13 protein-coding genes and 1 pseudogene are annotated in these 15,818 nt (G+C 55.4%); 11 read left to right on the top strand and 3 right to left on the bottom strand.

From position 1 onward, the window contains the following. Window positions 1–1,305 precede the first annotated feature (1,305 nt). The 7 genes and pseudogenes from rpsF (at window position 1,306) to ACZ5EH_RS02410 (ending at window position 6,856) form a co-directional block, all read left to right on the top strand. Window positions 1,306–1,617, top strand: a complete 312-nt coding sequence (gene rpsF, locus ACZ5EH_RS02440) for a 30S ribosomal protein S6 (protein WP_464276553.1) — start codon at window positions 1,306–1,308, stop codon at window positions 1,615–1,617. 1 nt (window position 1,618) lies between these two features. Then, window positions 1,619–1,882, top strand: coding sequence for a 30S ribosomal protein S18 (rpsR, locus tag ACZ5EH_RS02435; RefSeq protein ID WP_464276552.1), 264 nt, complete (start codon window positions 1,619–1,621; stop codon window positions 1,880–1,882). A gap of 12 nt (window positions 1,883–1,894) precedes the next feature. Further along, window positions 1,895–2,482 carry a 50S ribosomal protein L9 gene (gene rplI / locus ACZ5EH_RS02430; protein ID WP_464276551.1) on the top strand — a complete coding sequence of 196 codons (588 nt, stop codon included), beginning with the start codon at window positions 1,895–1,897 and terminating at the stop codon, window positions 2,480–2,482. A gap of 59 nt (window positions 2,483–2,541) precedes the next feature. Then, entirely contained in the window at window positions 2,542–3,930 is a 1,389-nt protein-coding gene (gene dnaB, locus ACZ5EH_RS02425) for a replicative DNA helicase (RefSeq protein ID WP_464278251.1), read from the top strand. A gap of 110 nt (window positions 3,931–4,040) precedes the next feature. Then, complete coding sequence (locus tag ACZ5EH_RS02420; RefSeq protein WP_464276550.1) at window positions 4,041–5,342, top strand: phenylacetate--CoA ligase family protein; 1,302 nt, start codon at window positions 4,041–4,043, stop codon at window positions 5,340–5,342. A gap of 175 nt (window positions 5,343–5,517) precedes the next feature. Next, window positions 5,518–6,015, top strand: a complete 498-nt coding sequence (locus ACZ5EH_RS02415; RefSeq protein WP_464276549.1) for a DUF456 domain-containing protein — start codon at window positions 5,518–5,520, stop codon at window positions 6,013–6,015. A gap of 73 nt (window positions 6,016–6,088) precedes the next feature. Beyond that, window positions 6,089–6,856, top strand: a pseudogene (locus ACZ5EH_RS02410) (RNA methyltransferase). 35 nt (window positions 6,857–6,891) lie between these two features. Here the strand turns inward: ACZ5EH_RS02410 and ACZ5EH_RS02405 are convergent. Continuing rightward, a complete protein-coding gene (locus ACZ5EH_RS02405) occupies window positions 6,892–7,371 on the bottom strand; it encodes a hypothetical protein (RefSeq protein ID WP_464276548.1) in 480 nt (159 codons plus the stop codon). A 248-nt stretch (window positions 7,372–7,619) separates the two neighbouring features. Here ACZ5EH_RS02405 and ACZ5EH_RS02400 point away from each other — a divergent pair, with 248 nt between their 5' ends. After that, entirely contained in the window at window positions 7,620–9,806 is a 2,187-nt protein-coding gene (locus ACZ5EH_RS02400) for a protein kinase domain-containing protein (RefSeq protein ID WP_464276547.1), read from the top strand. A 61-nt stretch (window positions 9,807–9,867) separates the two neighbouring features. Further along, complete coding sequence (locus ACZ5EH_RS02395; protein WP_464276546.1) at window positions 9,868–10,659, top strand: hypothetical protein; 792 nt, start codon at window positions 9,868–9,870, stop codon at window positions 10,657–10,659. Between the two features lie 54 nt (window positions 10,660–10,713). Here ACZ5EH_RS02395 and ACZ5EH_RS02390 read toward each other — a convergent pair whose 3' ends face one another. Both ACZ5EH_RS02390 and panD read right to left on the bottom strand, forming a co-directional pair. Then, window positions 10,714–11,046, bottom strand: coding sequence for a hypothetical protein (locus ACZ5EH_RS02390; protein WP_464276545.1), 333 nt, complete (start codon window positions 11,044–11,046; stop codon window positions 10,714–10,716). A gap of 16 nt (window positions 11,047–11,062) precedes the next feature. Beyond that, window positions 11,063–11,416, bottom strand: a complete 354-nt coding sequence (panD, locus tag ACZ5EH_RS02385; protein WP_464276544.1) for an aspartate 1-decarboxylase — start codon at window positions 11,414–11,416, stop codon at window positions 11,063–11,065. A 300-nt stretch (window positions 11,417–11,716) separates the two neighbouring features. Between panD and ACZ5EH_RS02380 the strand changes: the two genes are divergently transcribed. Beyond that, window positions 11,717–15,529: an ABC transporter substrate binding protein gene (locus ACZ5EH_RS02380; protein WP_464276543.1), complete on the top strand. Its 3,813-nt coding sequence runs from the start codon at window positions 11,717–11,719 to the stop codon at window positions 15,527–15,529. Next, the gene (locus ACZ5EH_RS02375; RefSeq protein WP_464276542.1) at window positions 15,513–15,812 is read left to right on the top strand and encodes a YrhK family protein; all 300 of its coding nucleotides are present in this window, start codon (window positions 15,513–15,515) and stop codon (window positions 15,810–15,812) included. Before ACZ5EH_RS02380 ends, ACZ5EH_RS02375 begins: the two co-directional genes overlap by 17 nt. Window positions 15,813–15,818 lie beyond the last annotated feature (6 nt).

Below are 15,818 nucleotides of genomic sequence, written 5' to 3'. Positions count from 1 at the left end.
GGCTGCCGTGTGGTCTTGAGGGCTGCGTAGTGGACGCGCTCTTTGTCATGCCCGCGGAGGCGGGCATCCAGCCTTTTGTATAGTCCCTCAGGGTGGTACTGCAGTAGCGCAGGCTAGAGGTGAATCCTGGATTCCCGATTTCTCGGGAATGACAGTTCGCTGCGGTTTGGCTGTGGTGGTCATGTGGTGCGGTTCGCCTGTCTGGTGTTGGGCTGGCTACGGTGTGGTCTTGAGGGCTGCGTAGTGGACGCGTCCTTTGTCATGCCCGCGGAGGCGGGCATCCAGCCTTTTGTATAGTCCCTCAGGGTGGTACTGCAGTAGCGCAGGCTAGAGGTGAATCCTGGATTCCCGATTTCTCGGGAATGACAGTTCGCTGCGGTTTGGCTGTGGTGGTCATGTGGTGCGGTTCGCCTGTCTGGTGTTGGGCTGGCTACGGTGTGGTCTTGAGGGCTGCGTAGTGGACGCGTCCTTTGTCATGCCCGCGGAGGCGGGCATCCAGCCTTTTGTATAGTCCCTCAGGGTCGTACTGCAGTAGCGCAGGCTAGAGGTGAATCCTGGATTCCCGATTTCTCGGGAATGACAGTTCGCTCCGGTGTGGCTGTGGTGGTAATGTGGTGTGGTGCGCCTGTCTGGTGTTGGGCTGGCTGCCGTGTGGTCTTGAGGGCTGCGTAGTGGACGCCCTCTTTGTCATGCCCGCGGAGGCGGGCATCCAGCCTTTTGTATAGTCCCTCAGGGGCGTACTGCAGTAGCGCAGGCTAGAGGTGAATCCTGGATTCCCGATTTCTCGGGAATGACAGTTCACTGCGGTGTGGCTGTGGTGGTGATGTGGTGCGGTTCGCCTGTCTAGTGTTGGGCTGGCTGCGGTGTGGTCTTGAGGGCTGCGTAGTGGACGCCCTCTTTGTCATGCCCGCGGAGGCGGGCATCCAGCCTTTTGTATAGTCCCTCAGGGGCGTACTGCAGTAGCGCAGGCTAGAGGTGAATCCTGGATTCCCGATTTCTCGGGAATGACAGTTCACTGCGGTGTGGCTGTGGTGGTGATGTGGTGCGGTTCGCCTGTCTGGTGTTGGGCTGGCTGCCGTGTGGTCTTGGGGCTGCGTAGTGGACGCCCTCTTTGTCATGCCCGCGAAGGCGGGCATCCAGTATTTGAATGGGGCGCATCGTTGGCGCGTGCTAGCGGCCTCGTTTTTTCATCGGAATACGCTTGACAGCTCCAGCGTTTTTCACTACCAAATTCAATTCCGCCTTGCTCTTCCGCCGGAACCTTCTTCCGAAGGGAAGGGCCATACCGTCCAAAAGGAGGATTACATGCGTAAGTACGAGTCTTTGCTGTTGTTCTCTCCTGAGCTTTCAAGCGAGGAGCGCAACGGCATCCTGGAGAACCTGACCGGCATCATCGAACGCCAGGGCGGCAAGGTGCTGCTCACGGACGAATGGGGAATGCGCGAGCTGGCTTATCCCGTGAACAAAGTCATGCGCGGGATTTACGTCCGCCTGGAGCTGGCCATGCCTCCTCTGGCAGTGCAGGAGTTGGAACGCAACATCCGCATCACCGAAGGCATTTTCAAGTTCGTCACCGTGAAGCTGGCCGATCAGGTCGAGGCCGAGGAGGCAGCATAACATGGCTTTTAAAAAGCGTTTTACCCCCCGTCGTAAGTTTTGCCGGTTCTGCGCAAACAAGGACCTGCCCCTGAACTACAAGAACCCCGAGGTGCTGGGTGAGTTTGTCACTGACCGTGGCAAAATCATTGCCCGCCGCATCACGGGCACCTGCGCCAAGCATCAGCGTCGCCTGACCACAGAAATCAAGCGCGCCCGGCAGATGGCCCTCTTGTTCTACACTGCCACCCATTCTTCGCAGGTGCGCAAGAAGTCCACGCTGTAAGGAGCGCTCGCCATGAAACTTATATTGAGAGCAGACGTTGATCATCTCGGCCGTTTGGGCGAGATTGTGAAGGTAAAGCCCGGCTACGGCCGCAACTACCTTATTCCCCGCGGGCTTGCTATGCCTGCTACCGAATCCAACCAGCGCGTCTTCGAGCAGGAGCGTAACAAGCTCCAGGCTCATATGGAGTCTGTCCGCGCTGAAGCCCGCAGCCTGGGTGATAAGATTGCCGCTTTGTCTTTGGAAATCCCCATGCGTGTCGGTGAAGGCGACAAGCTCTACGGCTCCGTGACTTCCGTCATGCTGGCAGAAGCCATGGAAAAAGCCCTGGGACAGAGTGTTGATCGCCGCAAGATCCTTTTGGAAGAGCCCATCCGCTCCCTGGGTGCCTTCACCGTGCCGGTGAAGCTGCACCAGGATGTGGTTGTGGAATTCACCGTGAAGGTTATGCGTCACGGTGTCTCCGCTGAAGAGGCCGAGGCCGAGCTCGCTGCACAGGCTGCGCCTGTGGAAGAGCCTGAGTCCGAAGAAGCTGCTGCTGAAGCAGCAGAGCAGGCCCCTGCTCAAGACGAGGGCGAGGCCGCTACCGAGCAGGCATAGCTTCCTTGAGCGCGGAATACGAATCCGGAAAAGGCAAGAAGAAGGGCCAAGGCCGCGGCTTGTCCGTTGGCGAGGTTCTGGAGCAGGCCTCTTCCGATCTGGTGCGCAAAGTCCCCCCCCATAACCTGGAAGCCGAACAGGCGGTTTTGGGGGGGGTTTTTCTTGATTCCAGAATACTCAACACCCTCATTGACATTCTGAACAGGGATGATTTCTATTACCCTGCCCACCGTGTCATCTACTCGATTTTTGAAGATCTGAACGAAAAGTCACGCCCCATTGATCTGGTCACGGTGGGAGACGCCCTCAAACAGAGCGGCATGCTCGCCGATATCGGGGGCGCCGTGTATTTGGCGGAGCTGGCCCAGTCGGTGATCAGCGCTTCCAACGCCATGCACCATGCGCGCATTGTGCGTGATAACTCCATCCGCCGCGAACTCATCCGGACATCGTCCAACATCATCAGCGATTGCTTTGAAAGCGGGAAGGGTGTGGACGAGTTGCTGGACGAATCCGAGCAGGGCGTGTTCGCCATCACACAGCGCACGCAAGGGGCGCTCTATTCTTCCAGCCATGATCTTGTGGCCAAGGTTTTTGATGAACTGGCCGAGCGTGCCGAGCGCAAAGAGCTGGTGACGGGAGTGGACACGGGGTATCAGAAGCTCAATGAGATCACGGCGGGGCTGCAGGCATCGGATCTGATTATTTTGGCGGCGCGCCCCAGTATGGGAAAGACGGCCTTTGCCCTGAACATCGCCATGCGCGCGGCAGTTGGGTCTCAGGTCCCCACCGCTGTGTTTTCGCTGGAAATGAGCATGGAACAGCTGATGATGCGTATGCTCTGCTGTTGGGGCAAGGTGGACCTTTCCCGGTTGCGCCGCGGTTTTCTCGATGACGAAGACTGGACCAGGCTGCACATGGCCGCCGATTTTCTTTCCCCTGCGCCCATCTACATTGACGATACCCCCGCATTGGGCACCATGGAATTGCGTGCGCGCTGCCGTCGCATGAAGTCGGATAAAGGTCTGGGCTTGATAATTGTGGACTATCTGCAGCTTATGCGGGCGAGCAGGCGGATCGAGTCCCGTGAACAGGAAATTTCCGATATCTCGCGCAACCTGAAGGCGCTGGCCAAGGAACTGGACGTGCCAGTGATCGCGCTTTCGCAGTTGAACCGCAAGGTTGAGGAGCGGACAAACAAGCGCCCCTTGCTTTCTGACTTGCGTGAATCCGGCGCCATTGAGCAGGATGCTGACGTGATCATGTTCCTTTACCGCGACGAGGTTTACAACAAGAACGAGGACAACCCCAAAAAGGGTGTTGCCGAAGTCATCATCGGCAAACAACGTAACGGCCCCACCGGCACCATAGAACTGGCCTTCCTCGGCCCCAGTACGGCGTTCGAGGATCTGGCCGAGATGCCCGCGCCGTCAGAATCCAGTTATTAGGGGCTGACCCTCGTTGGCACCCCCTGGGCAGGCAGGGGTGTTCCGGCGTGTTTGCGCCGTAATTTCAGCACATTCGCTTTTGTTTTTGGGGCGAGAGTAAGGAGGGAGGCATGGACTGGTACCACGAGGCAGAAGCCTATGACCGCAGCCAGATCGAGGCTTTGCAGCTGGTAAGATTGAAAGCCGTGCTCGAACGCTGCGCTGCTTCTCCCTTCTACAAAGAGCACTTCAAGGAAGCGGGCTTCTCCCCGGACGATGTCAAAAGCCTGGATGATCTCCGGCGCATTCCCTTCACCACCAAAGACGACCTCCGCGCCAGCTATCCCGATCGCATGCTGACCATGCCACGGAGCAAGATGGTCCGGTTGCACGCTTCCAGCGGCACCACTGGCGCGCCTACGGTCATCATGCACACCAAAAACGACCTGGATACCTGGGCCGATCTCATGGCGCGCTGCATGCACCTGACGGGCATGCGCTCCAGTGACATATTTCAGAATATTGCAGGGTATGGGCTGTTTACCGGCGGGCTTGGCATCCATTACGGGGCGGAGCGGCTTGGATGTCTGACCATCCCCTCCGGAGCAGGCAACTCTGCGCGTCAGCTCAAGCTGATTATGGATTTCAATGTTACCTCTGCGCATATCATCCCTTCCTATGCACTGTATTTTGCCGAGTATGTGCGCAATCAGGGCATAGATCCCACATCGCTGCCCCTGCGTGTTGCGCTCATAGGTGCAGAGCCGCATACGGACGAAGCCCGGCGTCGCATTGAAGAGATGCTGGGGCTGAAGGCCTACAATTCCTATGGTCTTTCCGAAATGAATGGGCCGGGTGTGGCGTTTGAGTGCAAAGAGCAGAATGGAATGCATCTTTGGGAAGACGCCTATATTCTCGAGGTCATCGATCCTGAGACGGGCGAGCCTGTGGCGGACGGAGAAATAGGCGAACTGGTGCTGACCACGCTGACCCGGGAGGGAATGCCCATACTGCGTTACCGTACGCGGGATTTGAGCCGTATCTTGCCGGGAGAGTGCCCCTGCGGCAGAAAGCATCGCCGTATCGATCGCATAGCAGGGCGCGCCGATGACATGATTATTATCAAGGGCGTAAACATTTACCCCATGCAGATTGAGCAGGTCCTGCTGTCCATCCCCGAAGTGGGGCAGAACTACCTCATCGTGCTCGAACGCGAAGGCTTCATCGACCAGATCAAGGTGCTGGTGGAGCTAAAAGACGAATTCTTTGTGGAAGATATGCGTGCATTGGCCGGCCTGCAAAAGCGTGTTGCTGCGCGTTTGCGCGACGAATTGCTGGTAACGCCGCGGGTGGAACTGGTGCAGCGCAATGCCTTGCCCACCAGCGAAGGCAAGGCGCAACGCGTTCGTGACGACCGCCATAAAGGCGAGTAAAGATTCCCTTTTTGCGGGGGAAAACGTATTATAGGTTTTCCCCCGCCCCCTTTCCTAAAAGAGTTATTATTTGCTGCCGGGGGCGTTGCTTGGTACAGCACAGCAACGCTACAAAAGAGACAGCACAATAACAGAGTCGTAATCCTGAAATAACACATAGATTGGAGTTTTAACTATGGCGACTGTCTGGGCCATACTGTTCGTATGTCTTCTGCTGCTTGTGCTTATGCTGCACATTTTCAGCCTGCCGGCCAACTGGATCATGCTGGGGCTGCTGCTTATTTGGAAATTCATGCATCCGGAAGCCATGGGCTGGGGGTTCATGGGGGTTCTCCTGGCGTTCGCACTTGTAGGAGAAATCATGGAGTTCATAGCCCAAGCTTACGGGGCAAAGCGTTTCGGCAGCACCGGGAGGGGCAATCTTGGCGGCATTATCGGCGCCATAGCGGGTGCCATTCTCGGGGCGCCCTTCTTTTTTGGGTTGGGTGCCGTGATCGGCGCCCTTTGCGGCGCCTATGCCGGTTGCTTCATCATGGAAACAGGACAGGGGCGCAGCAACGCCGAGGCCAGTCGCGCAGCCTGGGGTGCATTCTGGGGCAAGTTCTTCGGCATGGGCATCAAGGTCGGCCTGGGCATGGGTATGCTGGCGCTCAGCGTCACTAGGATTTTTTGATTTCCCCCATCTGAACGTTTCAGTTGTTATCGTTTTTGAATCCTGATGCTTTCGCATATCCAAGGAGTCATGGATGCTCGATGGTTTGGCCGTTGTATTGGTGCGGCCGAAATTTCCTGAAAATGTAGGCGCGGCTGCGCGGGCCTGTGCGAACATGGGGTGTTCGCGGCTTGTGGTGGTGGACCCCAAACGCTGGAATATGAAAGCCGCCCAGGCCCTTGCCACGGCGTAGGGCGAGCCCATCCTGGAAAATATGCGCGTGGAGGAAGACCTTGCCACCGCCCTTGCCTCCTTTAATATGGTTTACGCCACCACCGCCCGTACAGGGGGGTGGCGCAAGGGTGTTTTAACGCCGTCCCAGGCAGCTCCTGAAATAGGGGAGCACCTGGGAGAAGGGTTGGAAGTGGCCATTGTTTTCGGCCCTGAGGACAGGGGCCTGACCAACGAAGACATTGCGCTCTGCGGCCGTCTGCTCTGCATTCCGACTACGGGGTCCAGTTCCCTGAATCTGGCGCAGGCCGTGCTCATCGTCTTGTACGAGTGTTTTACCCACGCGCCCAACACCAGGCCTTTCCGTCCTGCCGGCCCAAGTCTGGAGCGCCGTATCACGCACCAGGAGCAGCAGACCCTTTACGCCACTCTGGAAAAAACCCTGCTGGCCATCGACTACCTGAAGTCTGACAATCCCGACTACTGGATGCTCCCTGTAAAGCGCTTTTTGCAGCGCACCCCGCTCAGGCGCAACGAGTTCAACCTGCTCATGGGAGTCTGCCGCCAGGCGCAATGGCTCAGCACGCAGGCAGGTATTGCGGGTGCGGAAAGCAAAGAGGATGATGCGTAAGGGATTGATAAAGGCGTGATGCCGGGGCCTGGCCTTTACGGCATCAGGTAGAATCCAACGGTCTTGTTGCGCACCCCGCCCACAAACATCACACCCACCAGGTTGTCCTTGATGGAAGTCACCTTGACGGTACGCTCCACCGGGGTTTGCTGTTTGTTATCCAGGGTTAAGCTTATATCCAGGTTCATACCGTGGGCCATGTCATCCAGGTGATCAACCGTGAAGGAAGCGCCTTCGATGGATAAACGCTGCAATGTGATGGCGCCACGCTTTTCGGTTTTGGGGACGTGGTATTCTCCTGCCAAATCCACATTCTTGATGTAGTTCTTGCAGTATTCGAATTGACAGGTAAAGGATTGGCCGCAGGGGCAGTTTACGCGTAGAGGCGTTTCGACCTCACGGTAAGGGCGTGCATCAAGAACCTTCTTGCGATGGCAGGAGGGGCAGACCAGCGTTGTACGTTCGCTGACGTCCACATAAAAGGTGCATTTATCTCCAGTGCGTGAAATTTCCATGGCGATTCATATATCAGGGGGGCGAACATCTTCAGGGGAAAATGTCCCGCATGGCCGTCTAAAGTGTTTAATAGTTGATGCTTCAACTATCATCAGGTTCCATACCTGTCCAGATTATGTAAACAGAGCGTTTTCGTAACCGTTGGGGACGGCTTTACAAATATCACACCCGGAGCTAGAAATTTATAAGGTACGGTCAGGCGTTTATTTTTCAACACTAATCCTGCGACACGGCAGGAGGCCGGGGCGTGGCAGAAACCGAAAACGGTTCCGAATACGGTACTGAAGCCCTCGAAACAGGAGTGGTGCTGCAATCCTACGAAATCCAGGCAATCCTGGGTAAGGGAGGATTCGGCATCACGTATCTCGCCATGGATCGCAACCTCAAGCAGCAGGTTGCGCTCAAGGAATATTTTCCCCACGAAGTCGCCACAAGATTGGAAAACAACAGTGTCGCCGCGCGTAGCGAGTCTGTGCAGGCCCACTTCGACTGGGGCAAGAGCCGCTTTCTGTTGGAAGCCCAGATACTGGCGCAATTCAAGCACCCTAACATAGTGCGGGTGCTGACCCTTTTTGAAGACAACAATACCGCCTATATGGCCATGGATTTCGAACGGGGGCGCAGTCTCGCGGATATCCTTGAAGACAGCCAGGTGCTTGATGAAACCGCCCTCAAAGCCATTACCCTCCCCTTGCTCTCTGGCCTGGAATCGCTCCATGCTCAAGGATTCATCCATCGGGATATCAAACCGGAGAACATTGTCATACGCGAAGATGGCTCCCCCGTGCTCATTGACTTCGGTTCTGCGCGCAATGCCATGGGGCAGCGATCCAAGGCGCTGACAACTCTGCTGACGCCGGGCTATTCACCTTTGGAACAGTATTACAGTACGAGCGACGACCAGGGGCCTTGGACCGATATCTATGCCTTTGGCGGGGTTCTGTACCGCTCCATCACCGGGAACACGCCGCCGGAATCCGCTTTGCGCACCAGCTCTGCACTGAGCGGCCGCAACGACCCTCTTGTGGCCGCAGTGACCAGCGGGTTGGGGCGCTACAGCCGGCACTTTCTGGAAGCAGTGGACCTGGCGTTACGTGTATTGGAAAAAGACCGGCCGCAAAGTGTGGAACAATGGCGCGCCATGCTTTTTCCTTCTGAGGATGCGGCCTTGCCGGAACCCAAGGGGCTTGCGCCTGTCGTTCCTGTGCATAAGGACAGAGAGCGCCCCAGTGAAGCGTCTTACAGAAAGACGGAACCCCTGCTTTTGTATGTGGATGACGCAATGCAGCAGCGCATACAACAGGTAGCTTCCAGCGGTGAACTGCCGGGCAGTTTTGAAAATGTTCTGGTGCTGGCGGACGATGTGGAGCATGTGCGCAGTGATTGCGCCAAGCTTGCCGCTGCTGGGTGTAACGGGTTCAAGGCGTTTGCCAGAGGACGCCAGGGGCTCAGGTACATGAAGGAGCACAAGGTTGACCTGATCATCTGCGATGCAAGCTTGCGGGACATGGCCGGTCTCTCGTTTTTGCATCATGTCGGCAAGCTGCGCCCCATGATTCCGGTTTTGCTCATCGCCCACTCTGCGGAGCGGGGGTATGTGCTGGACGCCATCTCGCTTGGGGCGGCTGGCTTTCTCAAACGCCCGATTGATGATGACGACATGCAGCGCCAGCTCTTGCAGTTGTGGCAGGTGGGGAGTTTTTATGGCGTGGAGATGAAACGCATGGGGCAGGCCCATCGACTGCTGGCAGAGGGCAAATTGCGCGAGGCGCGTGAATCCTTCATGGCAGTGACCTCCATAGTGGAGGAACCCCAGGATTATTACGATACGGGGTTTGAAGAACTGTTGGGCAATCAGTTCGGACGCGCCATGGTGGATTTCAAGCGTGCGGCAAAGATTCTGCTTTTGGCCATTGAAGCGCACAAAGGTCTGGCCGAAGCCGCAACCCGGAGCGGTGACACAAAACGCAGCAAGGGGTTTTCCGTTCGCGCAGCGCGCCATCTGGCTCTCTACACACGTCTGGAAGAGACCAAGCAACTATTCGTGACCATCATGCGCAACAAGAGCCACATCCCCAACCCCTATAATACGCTCGGTGTGGCCCTGCGCAAGCTGGGTGATTTTACGGGCGCTTCAAAAGCCTACGCAAAAGCCCTGGAGCTTTCTCCCGACGACCCTTATGTGCACTATAATATGGCGCGGGTGCTGGCTTCAAACCTGGAGCACGATCAGGCTGTGGAGCAGGTCTCCATGGCCTTGGCCGCAAAGCCCAACTTCGATGCCGCCCGCCAATTGTACAGGGTCATTACTGGCTTGGGGTGGCAGGGGAATGGCAGCACCCCCCCGGAGAGCGAAGCAGAGGAAGAGGCGATCGCCACGGCCCCCAGAGCCGGGAATACGGTGCGCGGTCCCGAGCCTTTGCTGGATGACTGATAGCTAAGTGGTGCGCTTTTTTGTTTGCATGACATAAGCGCTTGCCTTACTTCTTTATGCCGTGAATCACTCCCCACTTTCTCTTATCCTCGGCCTGGCGGCAGGCTATCATTTCGGTGACGTGCGCCCCTTTCTGCAATCGCTTAAAGAGACAGGCTATCAGGGGCGGGTGGTATTGTTCACATCCCCCACCACCCGAGACCTTGAGCGAATGGCCGAACTCGGCGCGGAAGTGCGCCCCTTTGTTCGTCCGGATGCCATGGCGCATGTGCCTTACAATGCGTGGCGGTATTTTCTGTACCGTGAATTTCTCGATGCTGCGCAGGATGTTATAGGCCATATCATGCTCACGGATGTACGCGATGTGGTTTTTCAACGCGACCCTGCAGAGTTCCCATGGGATAGGGGACTGCATGTGTTTCAGGAGGACGCGCGAATGCGGGTGCTGGACTGCGAGCACATGCGTAGATGGGTGGCAGGGCACTTGGGAGAGCAGGCTTTGCAGGACCTGGCTGATGAGCAGATCCTCTGCTCCGGCATAACCGTGGGAGATGCCGACTCGGTGCGCGAATACGTGCGCACAATGTGCTCGGGGCTTTTGCCCTTTACGCCGGGCGTGCGCATGGCAGGCTATGATCAGGGGTTGCACAACCATTTGCTACGGCGTGGCGTGTTCGAGAAGGTAAAGGTCCACGATAATGCGGGACCCGTATTGACCCTAGGGTATAGAAAGGAAGGTGCGGCAATGAATGCGGCCGGTGATATGCTGGGAGAAAACGGGGCGACGCCCCTGGTTGTGCACCAGTATGATCGCCACCCCGCGCTTTTTCGTGCTGTAAGAGAACGCTGGTAGGGCGCTCTTCAACGGGCTCCAGCCCTGCCTGTCAGATTGAGCTGGAGTGCCTGTTTAGTCGTCGTCGCAATCGCAGTCATGTCCGTCTGATTCTTCATCTGCCGCATCCTCATCAAATCCTTCCTCAGGAAAGAACTGCAGCATGGCCTGGGAGAAGAGAAACAGGCCATCCACCATGAAGGCGAATTCAGGACATTCGTCGCGCCACAGGGTCATGAGTTCCTTGACTTGCTCCTGGGCCTTTTCCACTTCTTCGGGGGTTTCGGCATTGTTGATGGCGGCCAGAACTTCTAGATAGTCATCGCTCATATACGCCATGACCAGGGCTCTGCCCACGCGTTCCTTGTCCAGACCGTCCCATACGCCGGGTTTGTTCAATTTGGCCATAAAGGGAACTCCTTGCTTATTGCGAAGCCTGGGGAACGTTGCCCGGGCCGCAGATGACTATTTTGGGGGTGTGTTTTTCAGTTTCAGACTTTTCCAGCCAGGTGTAGGCAGCAACTATCAGGCGCTGGCCGACTTCGCCCTTGTGGGCAGCGGCGCCGTTAAGGCAAATCTCGCCGGGTTGTCCTTCTATGGCGTATGTTGTCAGTCGTTCGCCATTGTCCACATTGTAGACGTCTACCTGTTCGAAAAGCGCGATGCCTGCAGCTTCAAGAAGCGCAGGGTCAATGGATATGGAGCCGATGTAGTCACGGTTTGCCCCCGTCAGGGTGGCGCCGTGAATTTTGCCGTTGAGAAAGCAACGCAAAGACATGAGTGGATGATCCTTTGGATGGCGCTGCAGCAAGGCAGCAGCCGGGTTTGTGCACGCCCGCAACAAAGACAGGGGCGCGTGTGTCGAGCCGGGAACCTAATCCATGGCCCACTGCGATGCAAGGGGGATGAGCAGGTAATAATGTACCAAAGGGATTTGTCTATAGCATTCTTCAAGAACGCAATGCACAAGTTATCTAGCTTGTGAATAGTGCCCGTAATGTGGTAATTAAAATAATACGTTTTCATGTCTGCCGCACATTGCGGCCACTCGTGCGACAGATAATGGGGGGAGCACAGGGTGTTGATTCGTACTGCGTTATTACTTGCCGGCATGTGGCTTATGGTGCTTTTCATGCCTGCTACCGGCGAGACGGCAGAGGCCGAAGCGCGGCAGGATGTCCTGGTTGTCTCCTCTTATCATGAAGGCGATCGCTGGAATGACCATATCATACAGGGGCTGCGTTCCGAGTTGAACGAACTCCCCAGGGTGGTGCTCCATGTTGAACATTTGGACTCGCGCCGGCACAGAGGCGAGGATTATCAGGATGCTTTTGCAAGGTTCCTGAGCGAAAAATATGCAAACATGGACCTGGCTGCCATTGTCGTTTCGGATAATGCAGCTTTCGATTTCATTCTCGATTTTCGGAAACGTTTCGCGCCTGTAACGCCTCTTGTCTTTTGTGGCATCAACAATTTTTCTCCTGAGCAAATCAAAGGAATAGATAATATTGCCGGTGTCAATGAGATGCTGGATTTTGCAGGTAACGTGGAGCTTATCCTGCAACTGTTCCCCAATAGCGAGAGCATTGGTGTTGTTGCCGGGAGTAAGGGGCTTGGGCGGCTGAACCTGGATCTGTTTCGAAAATCACTCGCGGCCTACTCTCAAGAAGTGAAGCTACGCGAATTTATCAATCTTGGAGAGTGCAATGTCAGGGACGCATTGGCCACATTGCCCAAGGGCACGCCGGTATTGCGCATGTGCAATCTCGTTTCTGCAGATGGTACTGATGTTTCATTGGATAAAAGCTTGGAAAGTATTGCGGAAGCAAAATATTGTCCGATTTTTTCATTGTGGGATTTCGATATCGGCAAGGGAGCATTGGGCGGCATTGTCACAAGCAGTTTCCAGCAAGGGGTGACGGCCGGTTCCCTGACGGCAAGGATTCTTAAAGGGGTGCCTGCTGACAATATACCTGTTGTTATGCAGACGCCCGCCGTGGCGATGTTCGATTATGTGCAAATGGAAAAATTCGGTATTGAAGAAGAAATGCTCCCCAAGGACGCAATTATCATTAACAAACCCGATACCCTGCTGCACCGTCATAAGGCAGCCTTTTACGGTCTGGCTGTGGCCCTGGCTTTGGCGGCGGTGACGATTCCTGTCTTGTTGTACCTACTGGCTGCGCAGAGGCGTTCGGAAGTTGCTGTGCGAAAAAGCGAGCGCTTTCTCCACTCCCTTATCGAAACCATTTCCACCCCAATATTCTGGAAGGATATTGATGGCATCTACAGAGGGTGCAATACGGCTTTCGCTGCATCACTTGGCTTGACGCCGGAACAGGTGATCGGACGCTCCGTATATGAGGTGGCGCCGAAAGCCATGGCGGATGTGTACGCAGAAATGGATAGTGCTCTTTTTGAAAACCCCGGTAAGCAGGTTTACGAGTCCCAGTTGAAAGATGCGCAACAGAACCAAATCGATGTGGTCTTCCATAAGACGACATACAATGATCATGAAGGAAAAACCGAGGGCCTCGTAGGTATTGCGCATGATATCACCCAACGAAAGAGGGCCGAGTTGGACCTGCGGGAAAGTGAGCACCGGCTGCAGCATATTTTGGAAAACCTGCCAGTAGGCGCGATTCTGGTGGTGGACGGCGCCTTGCGCTGCAATCGCACGTGCACAAAACTTACGGGATATGATGCTGATGAGATTGCCACGGAAGAGCAGTGGTTTTTAGCTCTCTTCGGCACTGCCTCAGAAAAGCGGCGCAAACTCTACGAGCAGGACAAGGCCATGTCATTCGGCAAGAGCCATACGTTGCAATTTCAGCGCAAAACCGGGGAGGTGCGTTGGGGCAAGTTCAGCGGCTGGACTGACGGAAAGATGCTCATCTGGCTTATCGACGACGTGACCGAAAGTGTAGAGGCTCGGGAAGTTGAACGGCAATCAAAGGCCCGGCTGGAAAGTATTTTCAGGGCGGCTCCTGTTGGGATTGGCGTTGTGACAGATCGCATTTTTCAGGAAGTAAACGAATTTTTTTGCGAAATGCTTGGCTACACCAGTGAGGAGCTCATAGGCCAAAGTACCCGCATGATCTACCATTCCGAAGAAGTGTTCGAGGAAGTGGGCCGGGCCAAGGAAGAGCAAATGGCGCAGCAGCACATCGCCACCATCCGGACGCAATTCAGACGCAAGGATGGTGAGCTGTTGGAAATAATCCTGCGGGCCACACCCATGGATTCCAGCGAGCCCGTCAAGGGCGAGACCTTCACAGCCTTGGATATTTCAGAACTGGAGCGGACCCAGCAGCAGCTTCGCGAAAGTGAAAAACGTATCCGCTCCGTGATTGAGCTTTCACCTTTGGCGATTGGGCTGACCAGTAGTTCGGGTAATTTGATTGACTGTAACATGGCGCTGGCCAATATGCTGGGCGTACCGCGGGATGCATTGCTTGGGCGCAGGATTCATGAATTTACACATCCCGACGACCTGACAGAGGGGCAGGATCTTCTGCGCGCATTGTGGGCAGGGGAAAGGGATAATTACAGCGTAGAAAAACGATACATCAGGGCGGACGGCACCGAAATCTGGGTCAGTCTCCTGGCAAGCATCTTCAGGAGTAAGGCCCCTGGCATGAGCTTCAGCTTCGCATTTGTGGAGGATATAAGCGAGCGCAAGGAATACCAGGAGAATTTGCGGCTGGCCAAGGAAGCTGCTGAAGCAGCCAACCGGAGCAAAAGTGAATTTCTCGCCAACATGAGCCATGAAATCCGAACACCTCTCAATGGTGTGATGGGGATGCTGCAACTTGTCCATCATTCTCAGTTGGATGAGGAGCAACGTCGTTTTATTGATACCGCGATACTTTCCTGCCAAAGATTGACGGGGTTGTTGAGCGATATTCTGGATCTTTCGCGCATTGAGGCGGGCAAGCTGAGCATTGTCAGCGAAGAATTGAACGTGGCGGGACTGTTGCATGAGGTTGTGGATACCTTTGGCGTAGCTGTAGCGCAAAAGGGGCTGGACCTGCGGCTTACTGTTGACGAACGGATTCCTCCGCGGCTGATGGGTGATCCCATGCGTCTGCGGCAGATTGTGGTCAACCTGGTGGGCAATGCCATAAAATTTACTGAAGTTGGAAGTGTCTCCGTAGAAGCATGGCGTTTACCGGATTTGCATGAGCAAGATCAGGTACGGGTGCTGTTCAGCGTCAAAGATACGGGCAACGGTATTTCGGACAGCAAACTTAAGAAGATATTTGAAGTTTTTTTTCAGGGAGAAGATACCTACACCAAGCGCTACCAGGGTGCAGGGCTGGGATTGCCGATTGTGCGGCGTCTGCTTGAACTCCTGGGCGGCACCATGTCCGTGGAGTCGAAACTGGGGGAAGGCACGGCCTTCTACTTATGCCTGACTTTGCAACTTGCTTCTGAAAAAGCCCCGGTAGTGATCAATTGTGGAACCAACGTCAGCGCACCGTGTAAAATCCTTTTGGTGGAGGATGAACCCGTAAACATGCTTTCCACCACACGTTTGCTGGAAGTGAACGGGCATAGAGTCTCCACGGCCTCTAATGGGCTGGAAGCGTTGGAGATGCTGGAGAGTGAGGATTTCGACATAGTGCTCATGGATGTGCAAATGCCTGAAATGAATGGTGTAGAAGCTACCTCCGAGATCCGAAATTCCCCTGCGCTGGCAGCAAAGAAAGATACGCCGGTGATAGGGCTGACGGCCTACGCCATGGAAAGCGATAGACAGGCCTTTCTCGCGGCCGGGATGGACGGTGTGCTGACCAAACCCGTGGTCATAGAAGAGCTGGAGCAGCTGATATGGCAACTTGTCATTGAAGACAGGCCGCGGGGGGCGGCTGATGTTTTGGCGCAATAATTATACGTTTTATGGCGCGCAGGTATTGCACTTTGCTCGCAAGTGTACAATATGTTTAAGTATGAAAGTAATACGCACACTTGTCAAAGATTATGGCTGGATTCATCTGGGCATTGGGATGCTGGGTAATCTCTGCTTTTTCATAGGTAGTGTTTTTTTTCTGTGGGAAGGGTTGAAGCCCGCTGGTGTATGGCTTTTCATTATAGGTTCCGGAGGCATGCTGATCGGCTCTGCTGGCGGGTGGGCCGTTTCCGTCTACAAGGCCAGGGAACCGGATTCATAAGTCATT

The organism is Desulfovibrio biadhensis, from assembly GCF_055388615.1.
This window is presented reverse-complemented; position numbering and strand designations above follow the sequence as displayed.

Excerpts from the sequence above, each read along its gene's own strand:
- rpsF (WP_464276553.1), top strand. The coding sequence starts at position 1,306 with ATGCGTAAGTACGAGTCTTTGCTGTTGTTCTCTCCTGAGCTTTCAAGC.
- rpsR (WP_464276552.1), top strand. The coding sequence starts at position 1,619 with ATGGCTTTTAAAAAGCGTTTTACCCCCCGTCGTAAGTTTTGCCGGTTC.
- rplI (WP_464276551.1), top strand. The coding sequence starts at position 1,895 with ATGAAACTTATATTGAGAGCAGACGTTGATCATCTCGGCCGTTTGGGC.
- ACZ5EH_RS02420 (WP_464276550.1), top strand. The coding sequence starts at position 4,041 with ATGGACTGGTACCACGAGGCAGAAGCCTATGACCGCAGCCAGATCGAG.
- ACZ5EH_RS02415 (WP_464276549.1), top strand. The coding sequence starts at position 5,518 with ATGGCGACTGTCTGGGCCATACTGTTCGTATGTCTTCTGCTGCTTGTG.
- ACZ5EH_RS02405 (WP_464276548.1), bottom strand. The coding sequence starts at position 7,371 with ATGGAAATTTCACGCACTGGAGATAAATGCACCTTTTATGTGGACGTC.
- ACZ5EH_RS02390 (WP_464276545.1), bottom strand. The coding sequence starts at position 11,046 with ATGGCCAAATTGAACAAACCCGGCGTATGGGACGGTCTGGACAAGGAA.
- panD (WP_464276544.1), bottom strand. The coding sequence starts at position 11,416 with ATGTCTTTGCGTTGCTTTCTCAACGGCAAAATTCACGGCGCCACCCTG.
- ACZ5EH_RS02375 (WP_464276542.1), top strand. The coding sequence starts at position 15,513 with ATGTTTTGGCGCAATAATTATACGTTTTATGGCGCGCAGGTATTGCAC.